Source organism: Synechococcus sp. MIT S9503 (genome assembly GCF_047304175.1).
Classification (GTDB): Bacteria; Cyanobacteriota; Cyanobacteriia; order PCC-6307; family Cyanobiaceae; genus Synechococcus_C.
Genome location: NZ_CP138955.1, coordinates 2,170,137 through 2,190,510, shown reverse-complemented (window position 1 = coordinate 2,190,510; position 20,374 = coordinate 2,170,137). Strand labels below are relative to the sequence as shown.

Sequence of the window (20,374 nt, the reverse complement as noted above, 5' to 3'; positions counted from 1 at the left end):
GAGGCGTCATTTTTTCAGGGGGTGCACCCCCATCCAGCTCCATGCCTGACCTGAACCCAGCCGCGGCGCCAAAGTCAATGCAGCGTCCACCACTGGTGGTGGTGCTGCTGGGACCGACTGCCAGCGGCAAAACGGCCCTGGCGCTCGAGCTGGCGGAACGCTTTGAGCTGGAGATTCTGAACATCGATTCCCGGCAGCTCTACAGGGAGATGGATATAGGCACCGCCAAACCGACAACCGAGCAAAGAGTCCGGGTGCCGCATCATTTGCTCGACCTGCGCCGCCCAAATCAACCGATCACTCTGCGCGAATTTCAAGACGAGGCCCTCACAGCGGTGAACCGCAATCTGAAACAACGCGGGGCAGCTTTTCTTGTGGGAGGAAGCGGCCTGTATCTCAAAGCGCTTACCGCCGGTCTGAAGCCACCCTCGGTCGCACCGCAACCGGCACTGCGTCAGCAACTTGCTGCACTGGGCCAGAAAACATGTCATCAGTTGCTGATGGCTGCGGACCCGCAGGCAGGCAGAAAAATCGCCCCAGCCGATGCCGTACGCACCCAACGGGCTCTCGAGGTGCTCTACGCCTCAGGCAAACCGATGAGTTCCCAGACCGGTGTCAGTCCTCCACCCTGGCGTGTTCTGGAACTCGGCCTCAATCCGGCTGATCTGCGCCAGCGCATCAGGCAGCGCACCGAACAGCTCTATGCACAGGGCCTCATTGAGGAGACCCAGCGGCTGAAGCAGCGCTACGGAGCCGGCCTGCCCCTGTTGCAGACCATTGGCTACGAAGAAGCACTGCAGGTGTTGGATGGCGAACTCGATCAAGCCAGTGCGATCGAGATCACCACGACGCGCACGCAGCGCTTCGCCAAGCGCCAGCGCACCTGGTTCAGGCGTCAACACCAGCCTTATTGGCTCAGTGATACCGATCCCTTCAACGAGGCAAGTCATCAGATCGAAGCCGGTTTAGGGTGAGGGGTGAAACTCCGCCGGGCCCAGATTTCTCTCCGGCAGCCTCTTCTTCACTGAATGCCACCACGTCCCCGTTTTGACCGCCGTGCTCCTGTCAGGGAGCTGCCCAACATCAACGATCGCATTAACTACCCGCAGCTTCGTGTGGTGGATGCAGACGGCACCCAGCTTGGAGTGATCGATCGTGAAGAAGCTCTTTCAGTGGCCAAGGAACGGGAACTTGATCTAGTTCTTGTCAGCGAAAAGGCTGATCCACCTGTTTGCCGGATCATGGACTACGGCAAATACAAATTCGAACAAGAAAAAAAGGCTAAGGAAGCCAAGAAAAAGTCGCACCAGACTGAGGTTAAGGAAGTCAAAATGCGATACAAGATCGATCAGCACGATTACGACGTGCGCATCGGTCAGGCACAGCGCTTTCTCAAGGCCGGTGACAAAGTCAAATGCACCGTGATCTTCCGCGGCCGCGAAATTCAACACACTGCCCTTGCTGAAGTTCTGCTGCGGCGGATGGCAAAGGACCTTGAAGAGCCGGCCGAGATTCAGCAGCCCCCGAAGCGCGAGGGTCGCAACATGATCATGTTCCTCACCCCACGCAAGACACCACTTGCCAAACAGGACGAAAAAGAGGAAGCGGCCAACAAGGCAGTGAGAACGATCACGGCACCGCCGCGAGCAGCGGCAGCCAGGCAGACAAGCAAACCCGCGAGCAACGGCTGATCCTTACAAAACCCATTGGGGTTCACTTGGGTTGGCATTGATCCCATCGGCCATGGCAGGGTCTGACTGAGACCTAATCCACTCAAAAGTTGCATCTGGTCATCACTCGAAGATTGGCCTGGGAATGAGGGATGCAAACCAGGCCTCAGCCAAAAATCGAGCGCATCACTGCAACACCAAACACAGGTAGTGACAGAGCGAAATCACCTTGGTTAAACGCTGAAATCTCATTGAGCCCGGAAGGGTCCGTGCAATTGGCACAGGGACACTGACCACCGGGATAATTGTCACCGAGCCCATCAGTCCTTAAGGTGGCCGCAATTCGATCTGGCCCACCGGCGTGCGATTCCACATCCAACAGGAAAGCGACATCCCGGCATCGACTCAGCTCTACAACCAGATCTGCTTCGCCATCGCCGCACGGCATTACCCACCGGGACACCGACTGCCCAGCACGCGACAGCTGGCTATGCAGACCGGATTGCACCGCAACACCATCAGCAAGGTCTACCGCCAGTTGGAGACCGACGGTGTTGTAGAGGCCATGGCTGGCTCAGGAATTTATGTACGCGATCAGCAGAAGCCGAGGGAAATGCGCACACCGGTGAACCCCCGCCATCGGGGTGTCACCGATGTGGACCGCGAAGTGCGCAAGTGTGTGGATGGTTTGCTGAATGCGGGCTGCACTCTTCAGCAGACCAGAGAACTGCTGACCAGGGAAATTGACTGGCGGCTGCGGTGCGGCGCCAGGGTACTGGTGAGCACACCCCGCGAAGATATCGGTGCCTCGATGTTGATTGCGGAAGAACTCGAACCAAGCCTCGACGTGCCAGTTGAGGTGGTTCCCATGGAGGAACTAGAGAGCATTCTGGAGAGTGCCAGCAACGGCACCGTTGTGACAAGCCGTTATTTCCTTCAGCCGGTGGAAGAGCTGGCAAAAAGGCATGGCGTACGTGCCGTGGCCGTGGACCTCAATGACTTCCGGGAGGAGCTGGCCATGCTTAAGGAGCTGCGGCAGGGCAGTTGTGTCGGGCTAGTAAGCATCAGCCCGGGAATCTTGCGGGCAGCAGAAGTGATCCTTCACAGCATGCGCGGCAATGAGCTGCTGCTGATGACAGCCACCCCTGACATCGGAAGCCGTTTGCTCGCCCTTCTGAGGGCTTCTAGTCATGTGCTGTGTGATCGTCCGAGCTTGCCTCTGGTGGAACAGAGCCTGCGTCAGAATCGTTCCCAGTTGATGCGAATGCCTCAGGTGCACTGCTCACAGAGCTACCTCAGCGGAGACACGATTGAACTGCTGCGCAAGGAGATTGGGCTTCAGGTGAGCTGAAGTTCGCAAGGGACACTGCCGGAAGGTGATGATGGCCCTAAACAGCCAGCGTGCAGTTCAAGCGGAGTCATGTTCAAGTCGATCCGAGCCGAACTGGCAGTCATACGTGAACGTGACCCCGCAGCCCGCGGTCCTTTTGAAATTCTGCTGTGCTACCCAGGATTTCAGGCGCTCACCCTGCATCGCCTAAGCCACCGCATGTGGCATTCGAGACTGCCTCTCAAACTCCCATCAAGATTGCTGAGTCAACTGGGCAGATCCCTTACCGGCATTGAAATTCATCCTGGTGCAAGAATCGGCAACGGTGTTTTCATCGACCATGGAATGGGTGTGGTGATCGGTGAAACAGCTGAGGTTGGCAACCATTGTCTCCTTTATCAGGGGGTGACCCTTGGCGGAACCGGAAAAAAGAGCGGTAAACGCCATCCCACTCTTGCCGACAATGTGGTGGTTGGTGCGGGAGCCAAAGTGCTTGGGGCTCTCACCATTGGCCCCAACACTCGAATCGGCGCTGGGTCGGTCGTAGTGCGCGACGTGGACGCCGACTGCACCGTCGTTGGCATACCTGGGCGCGTGATCCATCAGAGCGGTGTGCGCATCAATCCCCTGGCACACTCGGCTCTACCCGATGCCGAGGCCAACGTGATACGCAATCTGATGGACAGGATTGATCAGCTGGAAAACCAGGTTGTCACCATGCAGACCTGCCTGCGAGCAATCGCCGCTGGGCAACCGATCAAAGAAGTCTGTGCTGGAGCATCTCAAAACCTGAAGGACAGAGAAATCCTTGAATTTCTCGGTGAATGACCTGAGCTGCAAGGTGTCGCAACGCATCCAGATGCTGGTTTGATTGTCATGCAAGCCCTTCTGAAGATCTCCGTTGCATGCCGACAACCATTACTGCAACGGCTGACTAAAAGACATCATCGGCCAACTCAGGGAGGAATAATCCTTCAGCTAAGTAGGCGTTAAGGAAAGAAAACCAACTCAAAAAGAGCGCGATCTGCATTCAACACCAAAGCAACGGCTTGCAAAAACAGTTGCTACATCTGCAGGACGCCGAACAAAAATCCCGAGCCAATTCAAGCCAAAACTGAATCAACTCAGCGAGTATTACCAGCTCTTCACTTGGCAAAAACGCCCTCACCAATGCAGCCAGCCCGCTCATACAATTTCTCGTGCCAAAGAAAAGGCTAGAGACACCAAAGGACTATTCCATCAAGAACTTGATCAAAACCATGGCGGAGAATTCAGCCAAGCGTCGGCATGAACCCAAGCCCCCCTGTGCACTTCGGTGCTATCACTGTGTAGCAGATATGCAATAGATGAAAAGAAACAAGCTCGGAAACAGTGATTACCCCAAAGACTTAACAATCAAACATCACAAAAGCATTACTCAGCAATCTGGCATTTAGCTCAATGAATCTTCAGTAAGCATCGGCGAGGCTTGCGCTTAGGCGACTGTGCTCTTCTGCGTTTCAGGAGGTGCAGGCTGGAACATAAACATCGAATAAATCACGTTGCGGCGCATATTGGTCATCATGTCGAGGAACATGTCATAGCCCTCGTTCTTGTATTCGATCAAGGGATCCTTCTGGCCATAGCCGCGCAGACCGACTGACTCGCGCAAAGCATCCATCGCTTGCAGATGTTCACGCCAAAGCGTGTCGATCTGCTGAAGGATGAAAAAGCGCTCGGCTTCACGCATCAACCCAGGCCGCTGCTGTTCGATCTGCCCCTCCTTGAGGTCGTAGGCATTACGCAGCTGTTCCTGAAGGAAAGCTTTGAGCTCCTCCATCGAAAGTCCATGCAGCTGGTCGGCCTCGAGATCCTCAAGCAGATAGACAAACTCCTGCACCTTGCTCACCAGCTGAGCCACATCCCATTCCTCAGGCGGCAGATCGGGATTCACGTAGGCCTCCACAATCTCGTTCATCGTGCGCTCCCCATAGCCCACCACCTGCTTCTTGAGCTCGCGGCCATCTAGCACACGACGCCGTTCTGAATAGACCGCCTTGCGCTGGTTATTCATCACCTCGTCGTACTCAAACACCTGCTTACGGATGTCGTAGTAGTAGGTCTCCACCTTCTTCTGAGCCCCCTCCAAAGAGCGGGTGAGCATGCCGGATTCAATCGGCATGTCTTCTTCAACTCGGAAGGCATTCATCAGACCGGCCACGCGCTCACCGCCGAAAATGCGCAGCAGGTTGTCGCCAAGTGACAGAAAGAAGCGGGTGGAACCGGGATCACCCTGACGTCCGGCACGACCGCGCAGCTGGTTATCCACACGACGCGACTCATGACGCTCGGTGCCGATCACGTGCAGGCCTCCGGTTTCTCTCACCCGACCTTCTTCCTGCTTCACCACCGCGTCGTATTCACCTTTCACCATGGCGATGGCAGCACGCAAAGCTGCAATCTGGTCATCGTCGGTGGGAGCCTTCTCAGCCGCCGTTGCAATGCGGTCTTCCAATTCGATCACCGTGAGTGCGCGATCGCCCCAGGCCTTGACCAGATCTCTGGCCAGCTCAGCCAGAGCCTGATCAGTTGAATCGGTGAGCTGACAGGGATAGAGGCTACCGATGGCTTTGGCTTCGCTGGGAGCACTGCCATGGGGCCCCGAGGCCGGTGCGGCCTTGGCCGCAAAACCATCACCACCATCAGTGCTGCGATGCAGCGGCACCGGCGGACGATGCCCCTCTTCTGGACGCACCAGCCGCGGCAGCAACACTTCGCGCAGCTTGAGGCGGGCCATGTAGTCGCTGTTGCCGCCAAGAATGATGTCGGTGCCACGGCCAGCCATGTTTGTGGCAATGGTGACGGCACCTGCGCGGCCTGCCTGAGCCACGATCTCAGCCTCTCGCTCCACGTTCTCCGGCTTGGCGTTGAGCAAGTTATGGGGAATGTTCTGCTCAGCGAGCAAGGAGCTCAGCAACTCGCTTTTTTCCACGCTGGTGGTACCCACCAGCACCGGCCTGCCCTGCTGGTGCACCTCAGCCGTCTCCTGGGCCACCGCTCTCCACTTGGCTTCTTCGGTTTTGTACACCTGATCCACCCAGTCCTGACGGGCCCGCACCCGGTTGGTGGGCACGATCGTTGTTTCAAGCTTGTAGGTCTTCTCGAACTCTGTTTCCTCGGTCTTGGCCGTACCGGTCATGCCTGCCAGGCGCGGATAGAGCAGGAAGAAGTTCTGGTAGGTGATTGAGGCCAGAGTCTGAGTTTCCGGCTGGATCGGCAGCTCTTCCTTGGCTTCAATCGCCTGATGCTGGCCGTCACTCCAGCGGCGTCCGGGCATCACACGGCCTGTGAACTCATCAACGATCACAGCTTCGTCATTGCGCACGATGTAGTTCACATCGCGGGTGAACAGGTCCTTGGCCTTGAGGGCATTGGTGATGTAGTGAGCCCAGGGATCCTTCGGGTCGTAGAGATCGCTGACACCGATCATCTGCTCGGCCTTTGCAAAGCCCTCATCGGTGAGCGTGCAGCTGCGCTGCTTTTCATCCACCTCGTAATCACCCTCAGGGTCGATGCCGTCCTTGCCCATCTCCGCAGCCCGCACCAGGGCAGCGGCCACCTCGGCAGCTTTCTGGTATTTCTCCTGAGGTCGCTCCACCTGACCAGAGATGATCAGCGGTGTGCGCGCCTCATCAATCAGAATCGAGTCCACCTCATCGATCACGCAGTACTGGAACTGCCGCTGAACCACTTCACTGATATCTGCGGCCATATTGTCGCGCAGATAATCAAAACCCAGCTCGGAATTGGTGGCGTAGGTGATATCGCAGCCGTAGTTGATGCGCCGTTCCGCAGGAGCCATGTCCTGCTGAATCAGCCCAACTGATAAACCAAGGAAACGGTGCACCTGGCCCATCCACTCAGCATCGCGGCGAGCCAGATAATCGTTCACGGTCACCACGTGCACACCGCGGCCGGTGAGGGCATTCAGGTAGCTGGGCAGCGTGGCCACCAGGGTTTTGCCCTCACCGGTCTTCATCTCACCGATCTGCCCCTCATGCAGCACCATCCCCCCGATCAACTGCACATCGAAATGGCGCATGCCCAGCACCCGCTTGGCAGCTTCACGCACCACAGCGAAGGCCTCAGGCAGGATCTCATCGAGAATCGGTCTCTGGTTTTCAAGCGCTCCCGCTTCAGCTAATCGCTGCTGATAGGCCGTCGTCTTGGCACGCAGCTCGTCGTCGCTGAGCGGAGCAATCTCCTCCTCCAGCAGATTGATGTCAGACACAATCGGCTGATACCGCTTCAGCTTGCGGGCATTGGGGTCACCCAGCAGGAGCTTGAGCATGGTGTTGACAACTAGCCTCGAGCCCGAAAGCCTACCGGGGTCTGGGAAGAATTCAGGGGGTTGCTCCAGCGCTTGAGCTGATCCAGCCAGATGCTGCGACAGAAAAGCTGCTGGTAACGCAGCCGCGCCTGCACCCCGAGCTCACGCAGCAGAGCCGGGTCGCCAGCCAGCTTCTGCAGCACGGGCGTCAGATCCTGGGGCGTCTGCGACCAGTTGAGTGCCGGCAGCTGACAGACCCAGCCCATGCCCGAACGCCAACGCTGAAAAGCAAGCGCCGGCACGCCGGCCGCCATCGCCTCAAGCTGAACGATTCCAAACGCCTCATTGGAGCTCTGCGAGGGCAGCACTAGCAGATCCGCCTCCAGCAAACGCTGCTGTTTATCTGCCTCCGGCAGACGGCCATGAAATCGCACCAGCTGATCAGATTGAGATCCCATGAGCTGATCAGCGAGCGCTTCAAATTCAAGCCGCCGCGGCCCGTCGCCCACCACATCCAGACACCAGGCCTGATCCAGCTCAGCCAGGCTGTGCAACAGCCAGTCGAGACGCTTGTAGCTGCCGAGACGGCCGATGAACAGCACCCTCATGGGCTGATGGGCTGACGAGCTAGACGGTGAGCGTTTCAGCACCAGTGCCGCAGCTTCCTGATCATCGCTGAGGCAGCAGGGCAGAACGGCAACCCGCTCAGGTCTGCAGCCACAACGCAGCAGTTCCTGCTTCAGCAACGGTGATGTGGTGATCACCCCGGGAAGACCGCAGACGACCCTGAGCGCCAGCCACTGGTACACGCTGAAAAAGCGCCCGCTCAGGCCTGATGCAGGTTCAAAAAAGAAGTGCCAGTGGGCTGTGACACGACGGCGCGGCCGGCACAGTCGGGCGACCAGCAGGACCAGAAGCACCCCGATTGATGGCAGGTGACCATGCAGAGGCTGATCAGAGCGCAGCAATGACCACAAACCAGTTGAGGGCAGCGGCAGCACCAGACGCCCCAGTGGCGGCGTCCGAGCCAGACGCCTGCGTGGGTAACAAGCAAGGATGGCGTCCTGCTCGCTGCTGCTGCGGTTCTGCGCATCCAAGCTCCAGACCACCCCTCCCCAGACCATGGCCAGTTCATGCGCCACCCGTTCAATGCCGCCATAGCCGGGCGGCCATTCACGCAGCAACTGTTGCGTGGCCTGAGGGCGCTTTTGAGGAGGCGCTGACGTCATGGCCCAGGCGGTTCAGGCGCTTGAAAGAGTGCATTTTGTTGCACACAACCGTTGCGGGCACTGTGAGACGGATGATGAGTCCTGCATCACAAGACCATGGCCCGCATCCATCTGGTTGAGCATGCACCAGGAGCCCCAGGCCTGCGTCTGATGGGGCTGGGACCCAACCTGCGCCCGACGCGCGGGCTGCTGAAACTGCGCCGCCTGCTGAACAAACATGCCTTCTGGGCGAGGGGCCGCAGCCCTCGACAACTGCGTCAGATGCTGAAGGGCAGCCAGGTGATTGTGAGCCTCTGGAGAGGCAAGCGCATGGTGGGTTTCGGCCGGGCCAGCAGCGACGGGATCTACAGGGCTGTGCTCTGGGATGTGGTCGTTGCCGGTGACCTGCAGGGGCGCGGACTGGGGCGGCGGGTTGTTGAAGCGCTGCTGGCTTCTCCGAAACTGAGGAAGGTGGAACGCGTGTATCTGATGACCACCAACAGCAATGGATTCTACGAGCAGATGGGGTTTGACACTGTTACCTCTCAGCACCTGCTGATTCGAAAACAATGATTCAGCAAGCGGATGAAGAGATTCGAACTCTCGACCCTCTCCTTGGCAAGGAGATGCTCTACCACTGAGCTACATCCGCAGGGCTGCAGGCGAATTTCACCTGAAGACCCGAGAAGCATGCACCACCAAGGGGCTGTTGGTCAATCCACCCTTCAGGCTGCAGGCAACGCTTTGACGAGAGACCCCATCTCCAGGGCCTGCAAGGCGTAACTCCAGCCCAGATTGCTCTTGATGCCGGCCCGCTCAAGAGCCTGCTGCATCGTGTCGGTGGTCAGCACACCGAAGATCACCGGCACACCGGTTTCACGCGACACGGAGGCAATGCCCTTGCTGGCCTCGGCCACAACAACATCGAAATGGGGCGTGTCACCTCGGATCACGGCTCCCAGTGTGATCACCACCTGATAGCGACCGCTGCGAGCCAGCTGCTGCGACACCAGAGGCAGTTCAAAGGAACCAGGCACCCAGGCCACATCGAGCTGGGAACTCTCGGCACTGGTGTCGATCCCATGGCGACCAAGACAGTCAAGGCAACCGCTCAGCAACTTCGCCGTCACCAGATCGTTGAAACGGGCAACGACAACAGCGATGCGCAGGCCCTGCACATCAGTGAACCGTCCTTCAAAGGTGGCCATGACGCCTTGATCTGTTCAGACCATGCTCCCACCCGACCGGCGCCTGCCGAACAAAAAAGATGCTCGCTGGCCACGATTCAGACCACGAAGAAGCTCATGCCCCAGTTCACCAGCACCAGCGCCACCCAGGCGATGCCGCCCAGCAGGATCAGACGGTTGGAGCGGCCGCTGTCCTCGTTGGAGGCGTACAGAACAGGCACCGCCACGATCAACGCAAATGACATCACCACCAGTGCCAGAACGGTGAGGGTGTTAAGGATTTGCATGGTGAATCTGTCGACGCCTGGTCGTTGCGGGTGATTCTCCCACGTTGCAGAGGGGCGTCTGTCTCACCTGTGCATCAAGCTTCACAGCTTGTGGTGAACAGCATCGGTACGATCCATCCACTTCAGGATCTCCCATGCCCCGCTCCTGCCCCCAGCCCCAGGAGCAGTCACTGCAGGGAAATCTGTTCGGGGCTCCGGAGCCCACTGATGGGTCTGCAGCCGATTCCTCCAAGGCCACTCAGGCACTGACTGCCGAAGCTCTGGCCGAGGTCAGTGACGCCGACCTCAGCGCCGATGCGGCGTCCCGGCCCCGGCAGCGGCAGTGCAGCAGCAGCGATCCGGTCACGAGCTCTAACGAGGTCGACGACCTCAACAGCTCGGAGAACGACGACAGCGACGAACCCGCCTGGGCCCATCACAGTCAGGTGGATCAGATGCTGCTGACGCCGATGCTGCGTCACTACGTGGAGCTCAAGGCGGAGTACCCCGAGCGCGTGCTGCTGTACCGGCTCGGAGATTTCTTCGAGTGCTTCTTCGAAGACGCGGTCGAACTCTCACGGGTGCTGGAACTCACTCTCACCGGCAAGGAGGGCGGCAAGGCGATCGGACGTGTGCCGATGGCGGGAATTCCCCATCACGCCGCCGAGCGCTACTGCGCTGAGCTGATTCGTCGCGGTTACTCAGTGGCGCTGTGTGACCAGCTGGAAGCCACGCCTGCCAAAGGCGCACTGCTCAAGCGGGGAATCACCCGGGTGTTGACGCCGGGCACGGTGCTCGAGGAGGGCATGCTGGCTGCGCGACGCAACAACTGGCTTGCCGCAGTGGTGGTGGAGCCTGCCGGCAATCGGCAACCGCTGCGCTGGGGCCTGGCCAGCGCCGATGTGAGCACCGGTGATGTGCAGGTGCTGGAACGCAGCGGCAGCGACGCCCTGCACCAGCACCTGGCGCAGCTGGAGGCCTCGGAACTGCTCTGGGCGTCTGCTGATGATGACAACAGCCAGCGACCTGCCTGGTGTCCGGAACGCCTGAGACTCAGCCCGATGGCGCTCACGCCCTTCAGCAGACCCCAGGCCGAACAGGCCCTGAAAACCCACTATCGACTGGCCGGTCTGGATGGGCTCGGCCTGCAGGAGATGCCCCTGGCCCTGCGGGCCTTTGGCGGGTTGCTGCAGTACGTCAACGACACCCAACCGCTCGAGGATGAAACGCGGGTTCCGCTTGATGCACCGAAAATCGTTCAGGCCGGTGACGCCCTGGTGCTCGATGCCCAGACCCGCCGCAATCTGGAGCTGACGGCCACCCAGCGCGACGGACAGCTTCAGGGATCGCTGCTCTGGGCGATCGATCAGACCCTCACCGCCATGGGTGGGCGATGCCTTCGCCGCTGGCTGGAAGCTCCGCTGATGGACCTCACCGCGATTAGGGAGAGGCAAAGCGTGGTCAGCCTGCTGGTGAGCCAGAGGCCATTGCGACAGGGGCTGCGGCGACTGCTCAGGCCGATGGGGGATCTGGAACGGCTGGCAGGGCGGGCTGGAGCCGGTCATGCCAGCGCCCGTGATCTGGTGGCCATCGCTGATGGGCTGGAACGGCTGCCCCGACTGGCCAGTCGGCTGGAGGGCACCCTGGAGCAGTGGCCCCTGGTTCTGGAGGCGCTGCTGCAGCCGGATCCGGAGCTTGCCGAACTGGCCGGCGCCGTTCGCCATGCCCTGGTCGATGCTCCACCCCTCTCCCTCAGCGAGGGCGGGCTGATCCACGACGGAGTGGACCCGCTGCTGGATGGCCTGCGCAATCAGCTCGATGACCAGGACGCCTGGCTGGCGGAACAGGAAAGGAGAGAGAGAGAGCTCAGTGGCATCGCCAACCTTCGACTGCAGGACCACCGCACCTTCGGCTACTTCCTGGCGGTGAGCAAAGCGAAGGCCTCCTCGGTCCCCGACCATTGGATCCGCCGCCAGACCCTCGCCAATGAAGAACGCTTCATCACTCCTGAACTGAAGGAGCGGGAGGGCCGCATCTTTCAGCTGCGGGCCCGGGCCTTCCAGCGCGAATACGAGCTGTTCTGCAAACTGCGCGACCAGGTGGGCGAAATGGCCGCACCAATCCGTGCGGCCGCCCGCGCCACAGCCGGATTGGATGCACTGACAGCCCTGGCGGACACAGCCGCCACCGCAGGCTGGTGCGCACCTGATCTGAGTGACGATCGTGAACTCACGATCACTGCCGGCCGGCACCCAGTGGTAGAGCAACTGCTGGTTGAGATTCCGTTCACGCCGAACGATCTCGCCCTCGGACATGACACCGACCTGATCGTGCTGACGGGGCCCAATGCCAGCGGCAAAAGCTGCTATCTGAGGCAGATCGGGCTGATCCAGCTGCTGGCCCAGATCGGCAGCTGGGTGCCGGCAGCCACTGCACAGATCGGCCTGGCCGATCGCATCTTCACGCGAGTGGGCGCCGTGGATGATCTGGCTGCAGGCCAGTCCACCTTCATGGTGGAAATGGCTGAAACAGCCAACATCCTTCACCACGCCAGCGAGCGCTCGCTGGTGCTTCTCGATGAGATCGGCAGGGGCACCGCCACCTTTGACGGCCTTTCCATCGCCTGGGCCGTAAGCGAACATCTGGCGGGCGATCTGAAGGCGCGCACGGTGTTCGCCACGCATTATCACGAGCTGAACAACCTGGCTGAGCAGCGGCCGAATGTGGCCAACTTCCAGGTGATGGTGGAGGAAACTGGCAATGATCTGGTGTTCCTGCATCAGGTACAGATGGGAGGTGCCAGCCGCAGTTACGGCATCGAAGCCGCTCGCCTTGCCGGTGTTCCCCCCCGCGTCGTGCAACGAGCCCGTCAGGTGCTCGATCAGCTGGCTGCCTGAGCGGCTCTGAGCAGGGCATTCACCGCAGCCGCCACCAATCCGGCTCCGCCTCGGGTGCCCTCAAGGCGGATCTGAGCCAGAGCGGTCTGCGCCAGACGGCGCTTGCTTTCCGGCACGCCAACGAAACCAACCGGCATGCCGATCACCAGTGAGGGCGCAATGGCGCCGGCATCCAGCTGGTCCAGCAACTGATCCAGAGCCGTCGGAGCGCTGCCGACCAGCACAACCGGCATGGGCTGACCCTTCGCGCTGGCCGCCTGAGTGAGCTCTGGCCAGGCCTTCAGCATCGCTGCCGCCGATCGGGTGGAACCTGACGGTGACTGCGACGGCGCCCAGTCGAGCAGGCAGCGCACAGACGTGCCCAGCGTGCGCCCAGCCATCGGCGTAACGGCAGCCGCGGCCATGGCCGTGTCAGTGAGGATCGATGCCCCGCCCTGCAGAGCTGCAAGTCCCTGCTCGCAGGCTCCCTCATTGAAACGCAATAGCTCTAGCATTCCCGGATCTCCGCTGCTGTGCACCAGTCGCTCCAGCACCTGCTGCTGCAGGGGATCCAGACCGGTCTCTCCCAGCAAGGTCCGAATCCGACAGATGCTTTCCGTGAAGATCGGGTGGTCGACCATTGCAGCAACTTCCTCTGACGGGGACTGCCAGTCAGGGCAGACTTCGACATTGTGCGATGAGATGCCTCAATGCCGATCCAGTTGCTCTGGGGCGATGATTCCGCGGCGCTGGAACGGGCGGTTCAGAGCTTGATCCAGAAGGAAGTTGATCCGAGCTGGGCCAGCGTCAACGTGAGCCGGCTGGATGGCAGCGAGCCAGGGCAGGCAAGACAGGCACTGGAAGAGGCACGCACGCCGCCCTTCGGGGCAGGCTCGAGGGTTGTGCTGCTGCAACGGTCTCCCTTCTGCAATGCCTGCCCCAGTGATCTGACCGATCGCTTCGAAGCCGTTCTGGATGGAATTCCTGAAACCACCCAGCTGTTGCTCTGCCATCCATCCAAACCCGACGGACGGCTGCGCACCACCAAAGCCCTGATGAAACGCGTCAAAGCCGGAAAGGCCAGCGAGCGCAGCTTCCGCCTGCCTGCGGTCTGGGATGGAGCCGGCCAGCGCCAGCTGGTGGAGCGCACAGCTACAGAGCTGAACCTGAAGCTGGAACCTGATGCAGTCGATGCCTTGATCGATGCGATCGGCAGCGACAGCGCAAGGCTGACCATGGAACTGCAGAAGCTGGCTCTGCATGCCGAAAGCAGCGGTGAAAATCGCATCACTGCCCGCTCGGTGGAGAGCCTGATCGAGGGGCTCAGCACCAACGCCCTGCAGGTGGGAGACGCCCTGCTGACAGGCGATCCCGGCAAGGCGATCGCCTTACTCGATGCTCTGAACGACGCGGGCGAGCCGGCCCTGCGCATCGTGGCCACCCTCACCGGTCAGATCCGCGGCTGGCTGTGGGTACTGCTGCTGGAACAGCAGGGGGAGCGGGACGTCGGGGTGATCGCCAAGGCGGCGGGAATCGGCAACCCCAAGCGGATCTACGTGATGCGCAAACAGCTGCAGGGCCGCTCCCCCCAGCGCTGTCTCAACCTGCTGAGCCGCCTGCTGGATGTGGAGGCCGCGCTCAAGCGCGGCGCCCAACCAGGGGATGCCTTCCGGGATGGTCTGCTGGGAGCAGCACAGTGAGACAATCGCCTGCGACATGAGGCGGCATGGATGGCCCTGCTGGTGCAGAAGTTCGGAGGAACCTCCGTCGGCAGTGTGGAACGCATCCAGGCCGTGGCCAGGCGCATCGCCGGCTGCAAGGAAGAGGGTCACGATCTGGTGATCGTGGTCTCGGCCATGGGTCACACCACTGATGAACTGACCGCGAAGGCCAAGGCCATCAGCAGCAATCCACCTCAGCGGGAAATGGACATGCTCCTGGCCACAGGTGAACAGGTCTCAATCGCATTGCTGTCGATGGCACTGCACGAACTGGGCGTGCCGGCCATCTCCATGACCGGCCCCCAGGTGGGCATCGTGACCGAATCCGCCCATGGCAGGGCGCGCATTCTCGACGTGCGAACCGATCGACTGCGCAGCCGCCTGGCCGAGGGGCGCGTCGTGGTGGTGGCAGGTTTCCAGGGCACAAGCCAGAGCAGCGGTGGCACCGCCGAGATCACCACCCTTGGCCGCGGCGGCTCCGACACATCCGCCGTGGCCCTCGCTGCAGCGCTCGGCGCCACAGCCTGCGAGATCTATACCGACGTGCCAGGGGTACTCACCACCGATCCCCGCAAGGTGGAAGACGCCCAGCTGATGCCCATGGTGAGCTGCGACGAAATGCTCGAGCTGGCCAGCCTCGGCGCAGCAGTACTGCACCCACGCGCGGTCGAGATCGCTCGCAACTATGGCGTCACGATGGTGGTGCGCTCCAGCTGGAGCAATGAACCCGGCACCACACTCACCAGCCGCAGCTCGCGGCCGATCGGCCGCGAGGGTCTTGAACTGGGAAGGCCGGTCGACGGCGCTGAACTGGTGGAGCATCAGTCAGTACTGGCGCTCTCGCATGTTGCCGATCAGCCCGGTGTTGCCGCCCAGCTGTTCGAGAAACTGTCAGAAGGAGGCGTGAATGTAGACCTGATCATCCAGGCCACCCACAAAGGCAGCAGTAACGACATCACCTTCACCGTGGCCGAAACAGACATGGAGAGATCCAGGAGCATCTGTGACTCTCTGATCCAGAGCCTGGGCGGTGAGCTGGTTGCACAGTCCGGCATGAGCAAGCTGAGCATCAGCGGCGCCGGCATCATGGGCCGCCCGGGCATTGCCGCCGTGTTGTTCCAGACCCTGTCGAGGGTCGGCATCAATCTGCGCGTGATCGCCACCAGTGAAGTGAAGGTGAGCTGCCTGATCAATGCCGACGTGGGCGGCAAAGCGCTGCAGGCCATCCAGGACGCATTCGAACTGGAAGCCGGTCAGATCAGCCTGAATCCAGCGGCGAGCGGCGAGGGTGAGCCTGAAGTGCGCGGTGTGGCACTCGACCGTGACCAGGCCCAGGTCAGCGTGCGCAACGTTCCTGACAAACCAGGTACCGCAGGGGCTCTCTGCAACGCCCTGGCCGATGCGGGCATCAGCCTCGATGCCATTGTCCAGTCGGAGCGACAGCATACAGATGGCAGTCGAGACATCAGTTTCACGCTGAAACGCGATGATCGCAGTGCTGCGGATCGCGCCCTCAGCACGCTGCTGGCTCAATGGCCTGGTGCCGTGCTGGAAGACGGCCCGGCCATTGCCAGGGTGAGTGCCGTGGGTGCTGGCATGCCTGCCACAGCAGGCACTGCAGGTCGCATGTTCCGGTACCTGGCGGACGCAGACGTGAACATCGAGATGATCGCCACCAGTGAGATCCGCACAAGTTGTGTGGTGGCTGAAGCAGACGGGATCACAGCTCTTCAGGCGGTGCACGCAGGATTCGAGCTGGGAGGCAGCACCCGCCATGAGGCCGAGGGGAGTGAATCACCCCTGGTGGCTTAGCTGTCTAGAGGAACTTCAGCTTTGACCCACAAGCTTCTGACGCAGCTTTTTGATCCGGTCACGCAGATTCGCCGCCTCCTCGAAATCCAGCTTCTTGGCAGCATCCTTCATCTTCACTTCGAGCTGATCAATCAACTCCGGCAAGGCATCAAGAGCCATTCCATCCACATCATCTTCAAGGGCCTGAACCGCCTTACCAGCCACCTGCACGAGGTCGGCATCCGGGCCATCGCTCTTGAGTTTCCTGGAGAGCTCCAGAAAGGAGAGAATTGAGTTGCTGGCCTTTTTACCCGCCGCCGTCGGCACGATTCCGTGTTCTTCGTTGTAGCCCTGCTGAATGGTGCGCCGCCGTTCGGTCTCCTCGATCGCCTTGGCCATCGAATCGGTCATGTTGTCGGCGTAGAGCAACGCGACACCTTCCACATGGCGTGCAGCCCGACCGATCGTCTGAATCAGTGAGCGCTGCGCTCGCAGAAATCCCTCCTTATCGGCATCGAGAATCGCCACCAGGCTCACCTCAGGCAGGTCAAGGCCTTCGCGCAGCAGGTTCACGCCCACGAGCACGTCATATTCACCGAGGCGCAGATCCTGAATGATCTCGATCCGCTCAATCGAATGGATCTCCGAGTGCAGATAGCGCACTCTCACATCATTCTCGGCCAGGTAATCGGTGAGATCCTCGGCCATGCGCTTGGTGAGCGTGGTCACCAGCACGCGCTGCTGCTTGTTGGCCCGTGTGCGGATCTCGCCAAGCAGGTCATCCACCTGACCGGTGGTCGGCCTCACTTCAACAACCGGGTCAAGCACCCCTGTTGGCCGGATCACCTGCTCCGCCACCTGGCCGTCGCTCACATTCACCTCCCAGTCACCGGGGGTGGCGCTCACGAATACGGTCTGGCGAGCCTTCGTCCAGAACTCCTCGCCCTTGAGCGGCCTGTTGTCAGCAGCACTCGGTAACCGGAAGCCGTGATCGATCAGCACCTTCTTGCGAGCCTGATCGCCGTTGTACATCGCCTGAAGCTGGGAACAGGTGACATGGCTCTCGTCCACGATCAGCAGCCAGTCATCAGGGAAATAATCGATCAGGCATTCCGGCGCTGAACCCGGCTCGCGTCCGGCCAGATGGCGGGCGTAGTTCTCAACACCGTTGCAATAACCAACCTGCTGCAACATCTCCAGGTCGTAGGTGGTGCGTTGCTCAAGACGCTGAGCTTCCAGAAGCTTGCCCTCGGTCTGCAGAAATTCCAGCCTGTTCTTGAGCTCAAGCCGGATGTCTTTCACAGCTGAATCCAGACGATCCTTCGGGGTCACAAAGTGCTTCGCAGGATAGATATTGATGGTTTCAAGACTCTGCAGAATTTCACCGGTGGTCGGGTCGACATAGCGGATGGCTTCCACCTCATCGCCGAACAGCTCAACCCGCACTAGGCGATCTTCATAGGCAGGACCGATTTCAAGCACATCACCTTTCACACGGAAGCGGCCGCGGGTGATGTCCATATCGTTACGGCTGTACTGGTTATTCACCAGCTCACGCAGGGAGCCGCGCAGATCAAGGGACTCACCCACCCTGAACTGCACGGAAGCCTTCAGGTACTCACTGGGAATTCCCAGGCCATAGATGCAGCTGATGGAAGCCACGACGATGACATCGCGGCGTTCGAACAGAGAGCGCGTCGCTGAATGTCGCAGCATGTCGATCTCTTCATTGATCGATGCCGTTTTGGCGATGTAGGTATCGCTAACCGGCACATACGCTTCCGGCTGGTAGTAGTCGTAATAAGAAATAAAGTATTCAACGGCGTTATTGGGAAAGAATTCCCTCAGCTCGTTACAGAGCTGCGCCGCCAGCGTCTTGTTATGGGCCAGCACCAGCGCAGGACGACCGGTCTGAGCAATCACGTTGGCCATCGTGAACGTTTTGCCCGTGCCGGTCGCACCCAGAAGAGTCTGATAACGACGACCACCGTTCACTCCCTCCACCAGTTGAGTGATCGCCGTCGGCTGATCACCTTTGGGGGTGTATGGCGCAGTCAGGTCGTAGGCAGGCATGATCCTCGCGCTGTGAACCCTGAATGGGGCACCCACGTTACGGGGCCCATCAGGGCGCGCGTGTCCGCAGCAATCAGACCCGGCTGGAAACCTCAGTGCCTAAGGCTTCACGCAGACCGCGCACCACAGCCACCATGGCCAGCTCATCATCGAGGCGATTCACTGCAGAACCAACGCCCACACCCGCTGCGCCAGCTGCGATCGCCATCGGCACGGTGACAGCCGAAAGACCAGACGCACACAGCACCGGTGCTGTTTCACCGGCGTGCTGCAGAGCAGCGCTGATGCTGTGAGCCGCAGCCAGAGTGGGAGCTGCCTTCTCAATCAGGCCAAGGCTGCCGGCGCTGAAGGGTTTGGCACTGGTACCACCTTCGGTCTGAATCAGATCAGCACCGGCCGCAACAAGATCCACCGCCAGCTGTTCCTGCTGATCCATCGGCAACACATGGGGAACGGTGACACTCAGCACAACCTCAGGCAGCAAGTTGCGAGTGCGGCGAGTGAGTTCCAACACCTCTTCAGCTCCGAAGATGCGCCCCTGGGGATAAAAGGAATCAAAATTACCGATCTCCACCATTTCTGCTCCAGCAGCCACAGCTGCGGGAAACTGTTCGGGCTCCACAGACGACACGCAGACCGGCAGGCCACCGGACGCCTCAATGGCCAGCTTCACCAGTTCCGCATCACAGGCCACATCAATCAGATCGGCACCGCCCAGACCGGCGGCTCGCGACACACGCGCAACGGCTTCCGCATCGAAATTCATCAGACCGGCGATCACCTTCAGCGCGGAACGCTGTTCCAGGCTGCGACGAAGCGCGGCAGGCAGCAGAGAATGGCGGGACATCAAGCTGATATCGGTTCAGGTCATTGTCCCACCGCGCGAACAGGCAGGATCAAAGCGAGATTCACCCAGAGCGATGACAGCCGGCGAGCTTTGGCTGAACTGGCACGACCGACTTCATCGCCAGCTGCTGCTGAACCCTCAGCTGTTGCCAGATGGTTCGACACTGCTGCTGGCGATTTCCGGGGGTCAGGACTCCATGGCTCTGCTGGGATTGCTGCGCGACCTTCGCAGGCAACATCACTGGAGCCTGCAGCTCTGGCATGGAAACCACGGCTGGCATCCAAAGGCCAAGCGCATCGCCAGTGAACTAGCCGGCTGGTGCCGAACACAACAACTACCGCTGCTGATCAGTACGAGCACAAACGCCACCACCGGCAGCGAAGCCAGGGCCCGGCAGTGGCGCTATGACGAATTGCATCAGGTCTGTCAACAGATCAACCAAAACGACGGTGGCAAGCTCTGCTGCTCGGTCGTGACCGGACACACCGCCAGCGACCGGGCCGAAACGCTGCTGTTGCAACTCAGCCGCGGAACGGACCTGGCCGGACTGGCCAGCCTGCGCTGGGAGCGATCCCTGAAGGGCGATGCAACCGACGGCATTCGGCTGGTGCGACCACTGCTGAATTTCAGCCGCGACGAAACAGCAGCAATCTGCTCGGATCTGCAACTGCCGATTTGGACCGACCCAAGCAACAGCGATTCACGCTTCGCTCGCAACCGCATCCGCCGGGAGGTTCTACCGGTGCTGGAGACCATGTACCCCGGCTGCAGCAGACGCATGGCCGAGCTGAGTGAGCGAGTGTCCCAGGTCCACGATACCCAGAGCGCTCTGCTGGCTATGAGCCTGGAGCAATTGAAAGGACAAAACGGCGCCCTGAAGCGACCGCCTCTGGAACAACTCCCCAGTTCCGCTCGCCAACTGATCCTGCATGGCTGGCTGCAGACGCAGGGAATAGCTTCACTGCCGGCACGCCAGCTCGCGGAGCTGAGTACTGCGATCGGTCCACGCCAGCCGCCCGGCGAACGTCATCTGGCAGGCCGCAAGCGACTCCACTGGAGCCGGGACTGGGTACAACTGGAAGACAAGAGGTGAAAC

At 60.4% G+C, this 20,374-nt stretch carries 16 protein-coding genes and 1 tRNA gene; 9 read left to right on the top strand and 8 right to left on the bottom strand.

Features of this window, described 5'->3' with window-relative positions:
- Positions 1-77: 77 nt before the first annotated feature.
- From miaA to cysE, 4 genes are all read left to right on the top strand, one after another.
- Positions 78-974 (top strand): tRNA (adenosine(37)-N6)-dimethylallyltransferase MiaA, encoded by an 897-nt coding sequence (miaA, locus tag SIB56_RS12020; RefSeq protein ID WP_413327364.1) that lies wholly within the window; start codon positions 78-80, stop codon positions 972-974.
- A gap of 54 nt (positions 975-1,028) precedes the next feature.
- Entirely contained in the window at positions 1,029-1,691 is a 663-nt protein-coding gene (gene infC / locus SIB56_RS12015) for a translation initiation factor IF-3 (protein ID WP_413324162.1), read from the top strand.
- A 340-nt stretch (positions 1,692-2,031) separates the two neighbouring features.
- Entirely contained in the window at positions 2,032-3,021 is a 990-nt protein-coding gene (locus SIB56_RS12010) for a GntR family transcriptional regulator (protein ID WP_413324161.1), read from the top strand.
- Positions 3,022-3,090: 69 nt separating this feature from the next.
- Positions 3,091-3,828 carry a serine O-acetyltransferase gene (gene cysE / locus SIB56_RS12005; protein ID WP_413324160.1) on the top strand — a complete coding sequence of 246 codons (738 nt, stop codon included), beginning with the start codon at positions 3,091-3,093 and terminating at the stop codon, positions 3,826-3,828.
- Between the two features lie 646 nt (positions 3,829-4,474).
- On the opposite strand, the gene secA is transcribed toward cysE, so the two are convergent.
- Entirely contained in the window at positions 4,475-7,330 is a 2,856-nt protein-coding gene (secA, locus tag SIB56_RS12000) for a preprotein translocase subunit SecA (RefSeq protein ID WP_413324159.1), read from the bottom strand.
- 11 nt (positions 7,331-7,341) lie between these two features.
- Positions 7,342-8,538: a glycosyltransferase family 4 protein gene (locus SIB56_RS11995; RefSeq protein ID WP_413324158.1), complete on the bottom strand. Its 1,197-nt coding sequence runs from the start codon at positions 8,536-8,538 to the stop codon at positions 7,342-7,344.
- 96 nt (positions 8,539-8,634) lie between these two features.
- Here SIB56_RS11995 and SIB56_RS11990 point away from each other — a divergent pair, with 96 nt between their 5' ends.
- The gene (locus SIB56_RS11990; protein WP_413324157.1) at positions 8,635-9,090 is read left to right on the top strand and encodes a GNAT family N-acetyltransferase; all 456 of its coding nucleotides are present in this window, start codon (positions 8,635-8,637) and stop codon (positions 9,088-9,090) included.
- Between the two features lie 7 nt (positions 9,091-9,097).
- On the opposite strand, the gene SIB56_RS11985 is transcribed toward SIB56_RS11990, so the two are convergent.
- The 3 genes from SIB56_RS11985 to psbZ form a co-directional block, all read right to left on the bottom strand.
- Positions 9,098-9,169 (bottom strand) — tRNA-Gly (locus tag SIB56_RS11985).
- A gap of 73 nt (positions 9,170-9,242) precedes the next feature.
- Positions 9,243-9,725: a 6,7-dimethyl-8-ribityllumazine synthase gene (ribH, locus tag SIB56_RS11980; RefSeq protein WP_413324156.1), complete on the bottom strand. Its 483-nt coding sequence runs from the start codon at positions 9,723-9,725 to the stop codon at positions 9,243-9,245.
- 77 nt (positions 9,726-9,802) lie between these two features.
- On the bottom strand, positions 9,803-9,991 hold the full coding sequence (psbZ, locus tag SIB56_RS11975; protein WP_011932021.1) for a photosystem II reaction center protein PsbZ: 189 nt from the start codon (positions 9,989-9,991) through the stop codon (positions 9,803-9,805).
- 134 nt (positions 9,992-10,125) lie between these two features.
- Between psbZ and mutS the strand changes: the two genes are divergently transcribed.
- Positions 10,126-12,867 carry a DNA mismatch repair protein MutS gene (mutS, locus tag SIB56_RS11970; protein ID WP_413324155.1) on the top strand — a complete coding sequence of 914 codons (2,742 nt, stop codon included), beginning with the start codon at positions 10,126-10,128 and terminating at the stop codon, positions 12,865-12,867.
- On the opposite strand, the gene SIB56_RS11965 is transcribed toward mutS, so the two are convergent.
- Positions 12,852-13,487, bottom strand: a complete 636-nt coding sequence (locus tag SIB56_RS11965; protein WP_413324154.1) for a precorrin-8X methylmutase — start codon at positions 13,485-13,487, stop codon at positions 12,852-12,854. The genes mutS and SIB56_RS11965 overlap by 16 nt on opposite strands.
- A gap of 69 nt (positions 13,488-13,556) precedes the next feature.
- Between SIB56_RS11965 and holA the strand changes: the two genes are divergently transcribed.
- Positions 13,557-14,546 carry a DNA polymerase III subunit delta gene (gene holA, locus SIB56_RS11960; protein ID WP_413324153.1) on the top strand — a complete coding sequence of 330 codons (990 nt, stop codon included), beginning with the start codon at positions 13,557-13,559 and terminating at the stop codon, positions 14,544-14,546.
- A 30-nt stretch (positions 14,547-14,576) separates the two neighbouring features.
- Entirely contained in the window at positions 14,577-16,379 is a 1,803-nt protein-coding gene (locus SIB56_RS11955) for an aspartate kinase (protein WP_413324152.1), read from the top strand.
- A gap of 15 nt (positions 16,380-16,394) precedes the next feature.
- On the opposite strand, the gene uvrB is transcribed toward SIB56_RS11955, so the two are convergent.
- Positions 16,395-18,431 (bottom strand): excinuclease ABC subunit UvrB, encoded by a 2,037-nt coding sequence (uvrB, locus tag SIB56_RS11950; RefSeq protein ID WP_413324151.1) that lies wholly within the window; start codon positions 18,429-18,431, stop codon positions 16,395-16,397.
- 73 nt (positions 18,432-18,504) lie between these two features.
- On the bottom strand, positions 18,505-19,278 hold the full coding sequence (locus tag SIB56_RS11945) for a DUF561 domain-containing protein (protein ID WP_413324150.1): 774 nt from the start codon (positions 19,276-19,278) through the stop codon (positions 18,505-18,507).
- Between the two features lie 73 nt (positions 19,279-19,351).
- Here SIB56_RS11945 and tilS point away from each other — a divergent pair, with 73 nt between their 5' ends.
- The gene (tilS, locus tag SIB56_RS11940) at positions 19,352-20,371 is read left to right on the top strand and encodes a tRNA lysidine(34) synthetase TilS (protein WP_413324149.1); all 1,020 of its coding nucleotides are present in this window, start codon (positions 19,352-19,354) and stop codon (positions 20,369-20,371) included.
- Positions 20,372-20,374: the final 3 nt, after the last annotated feature.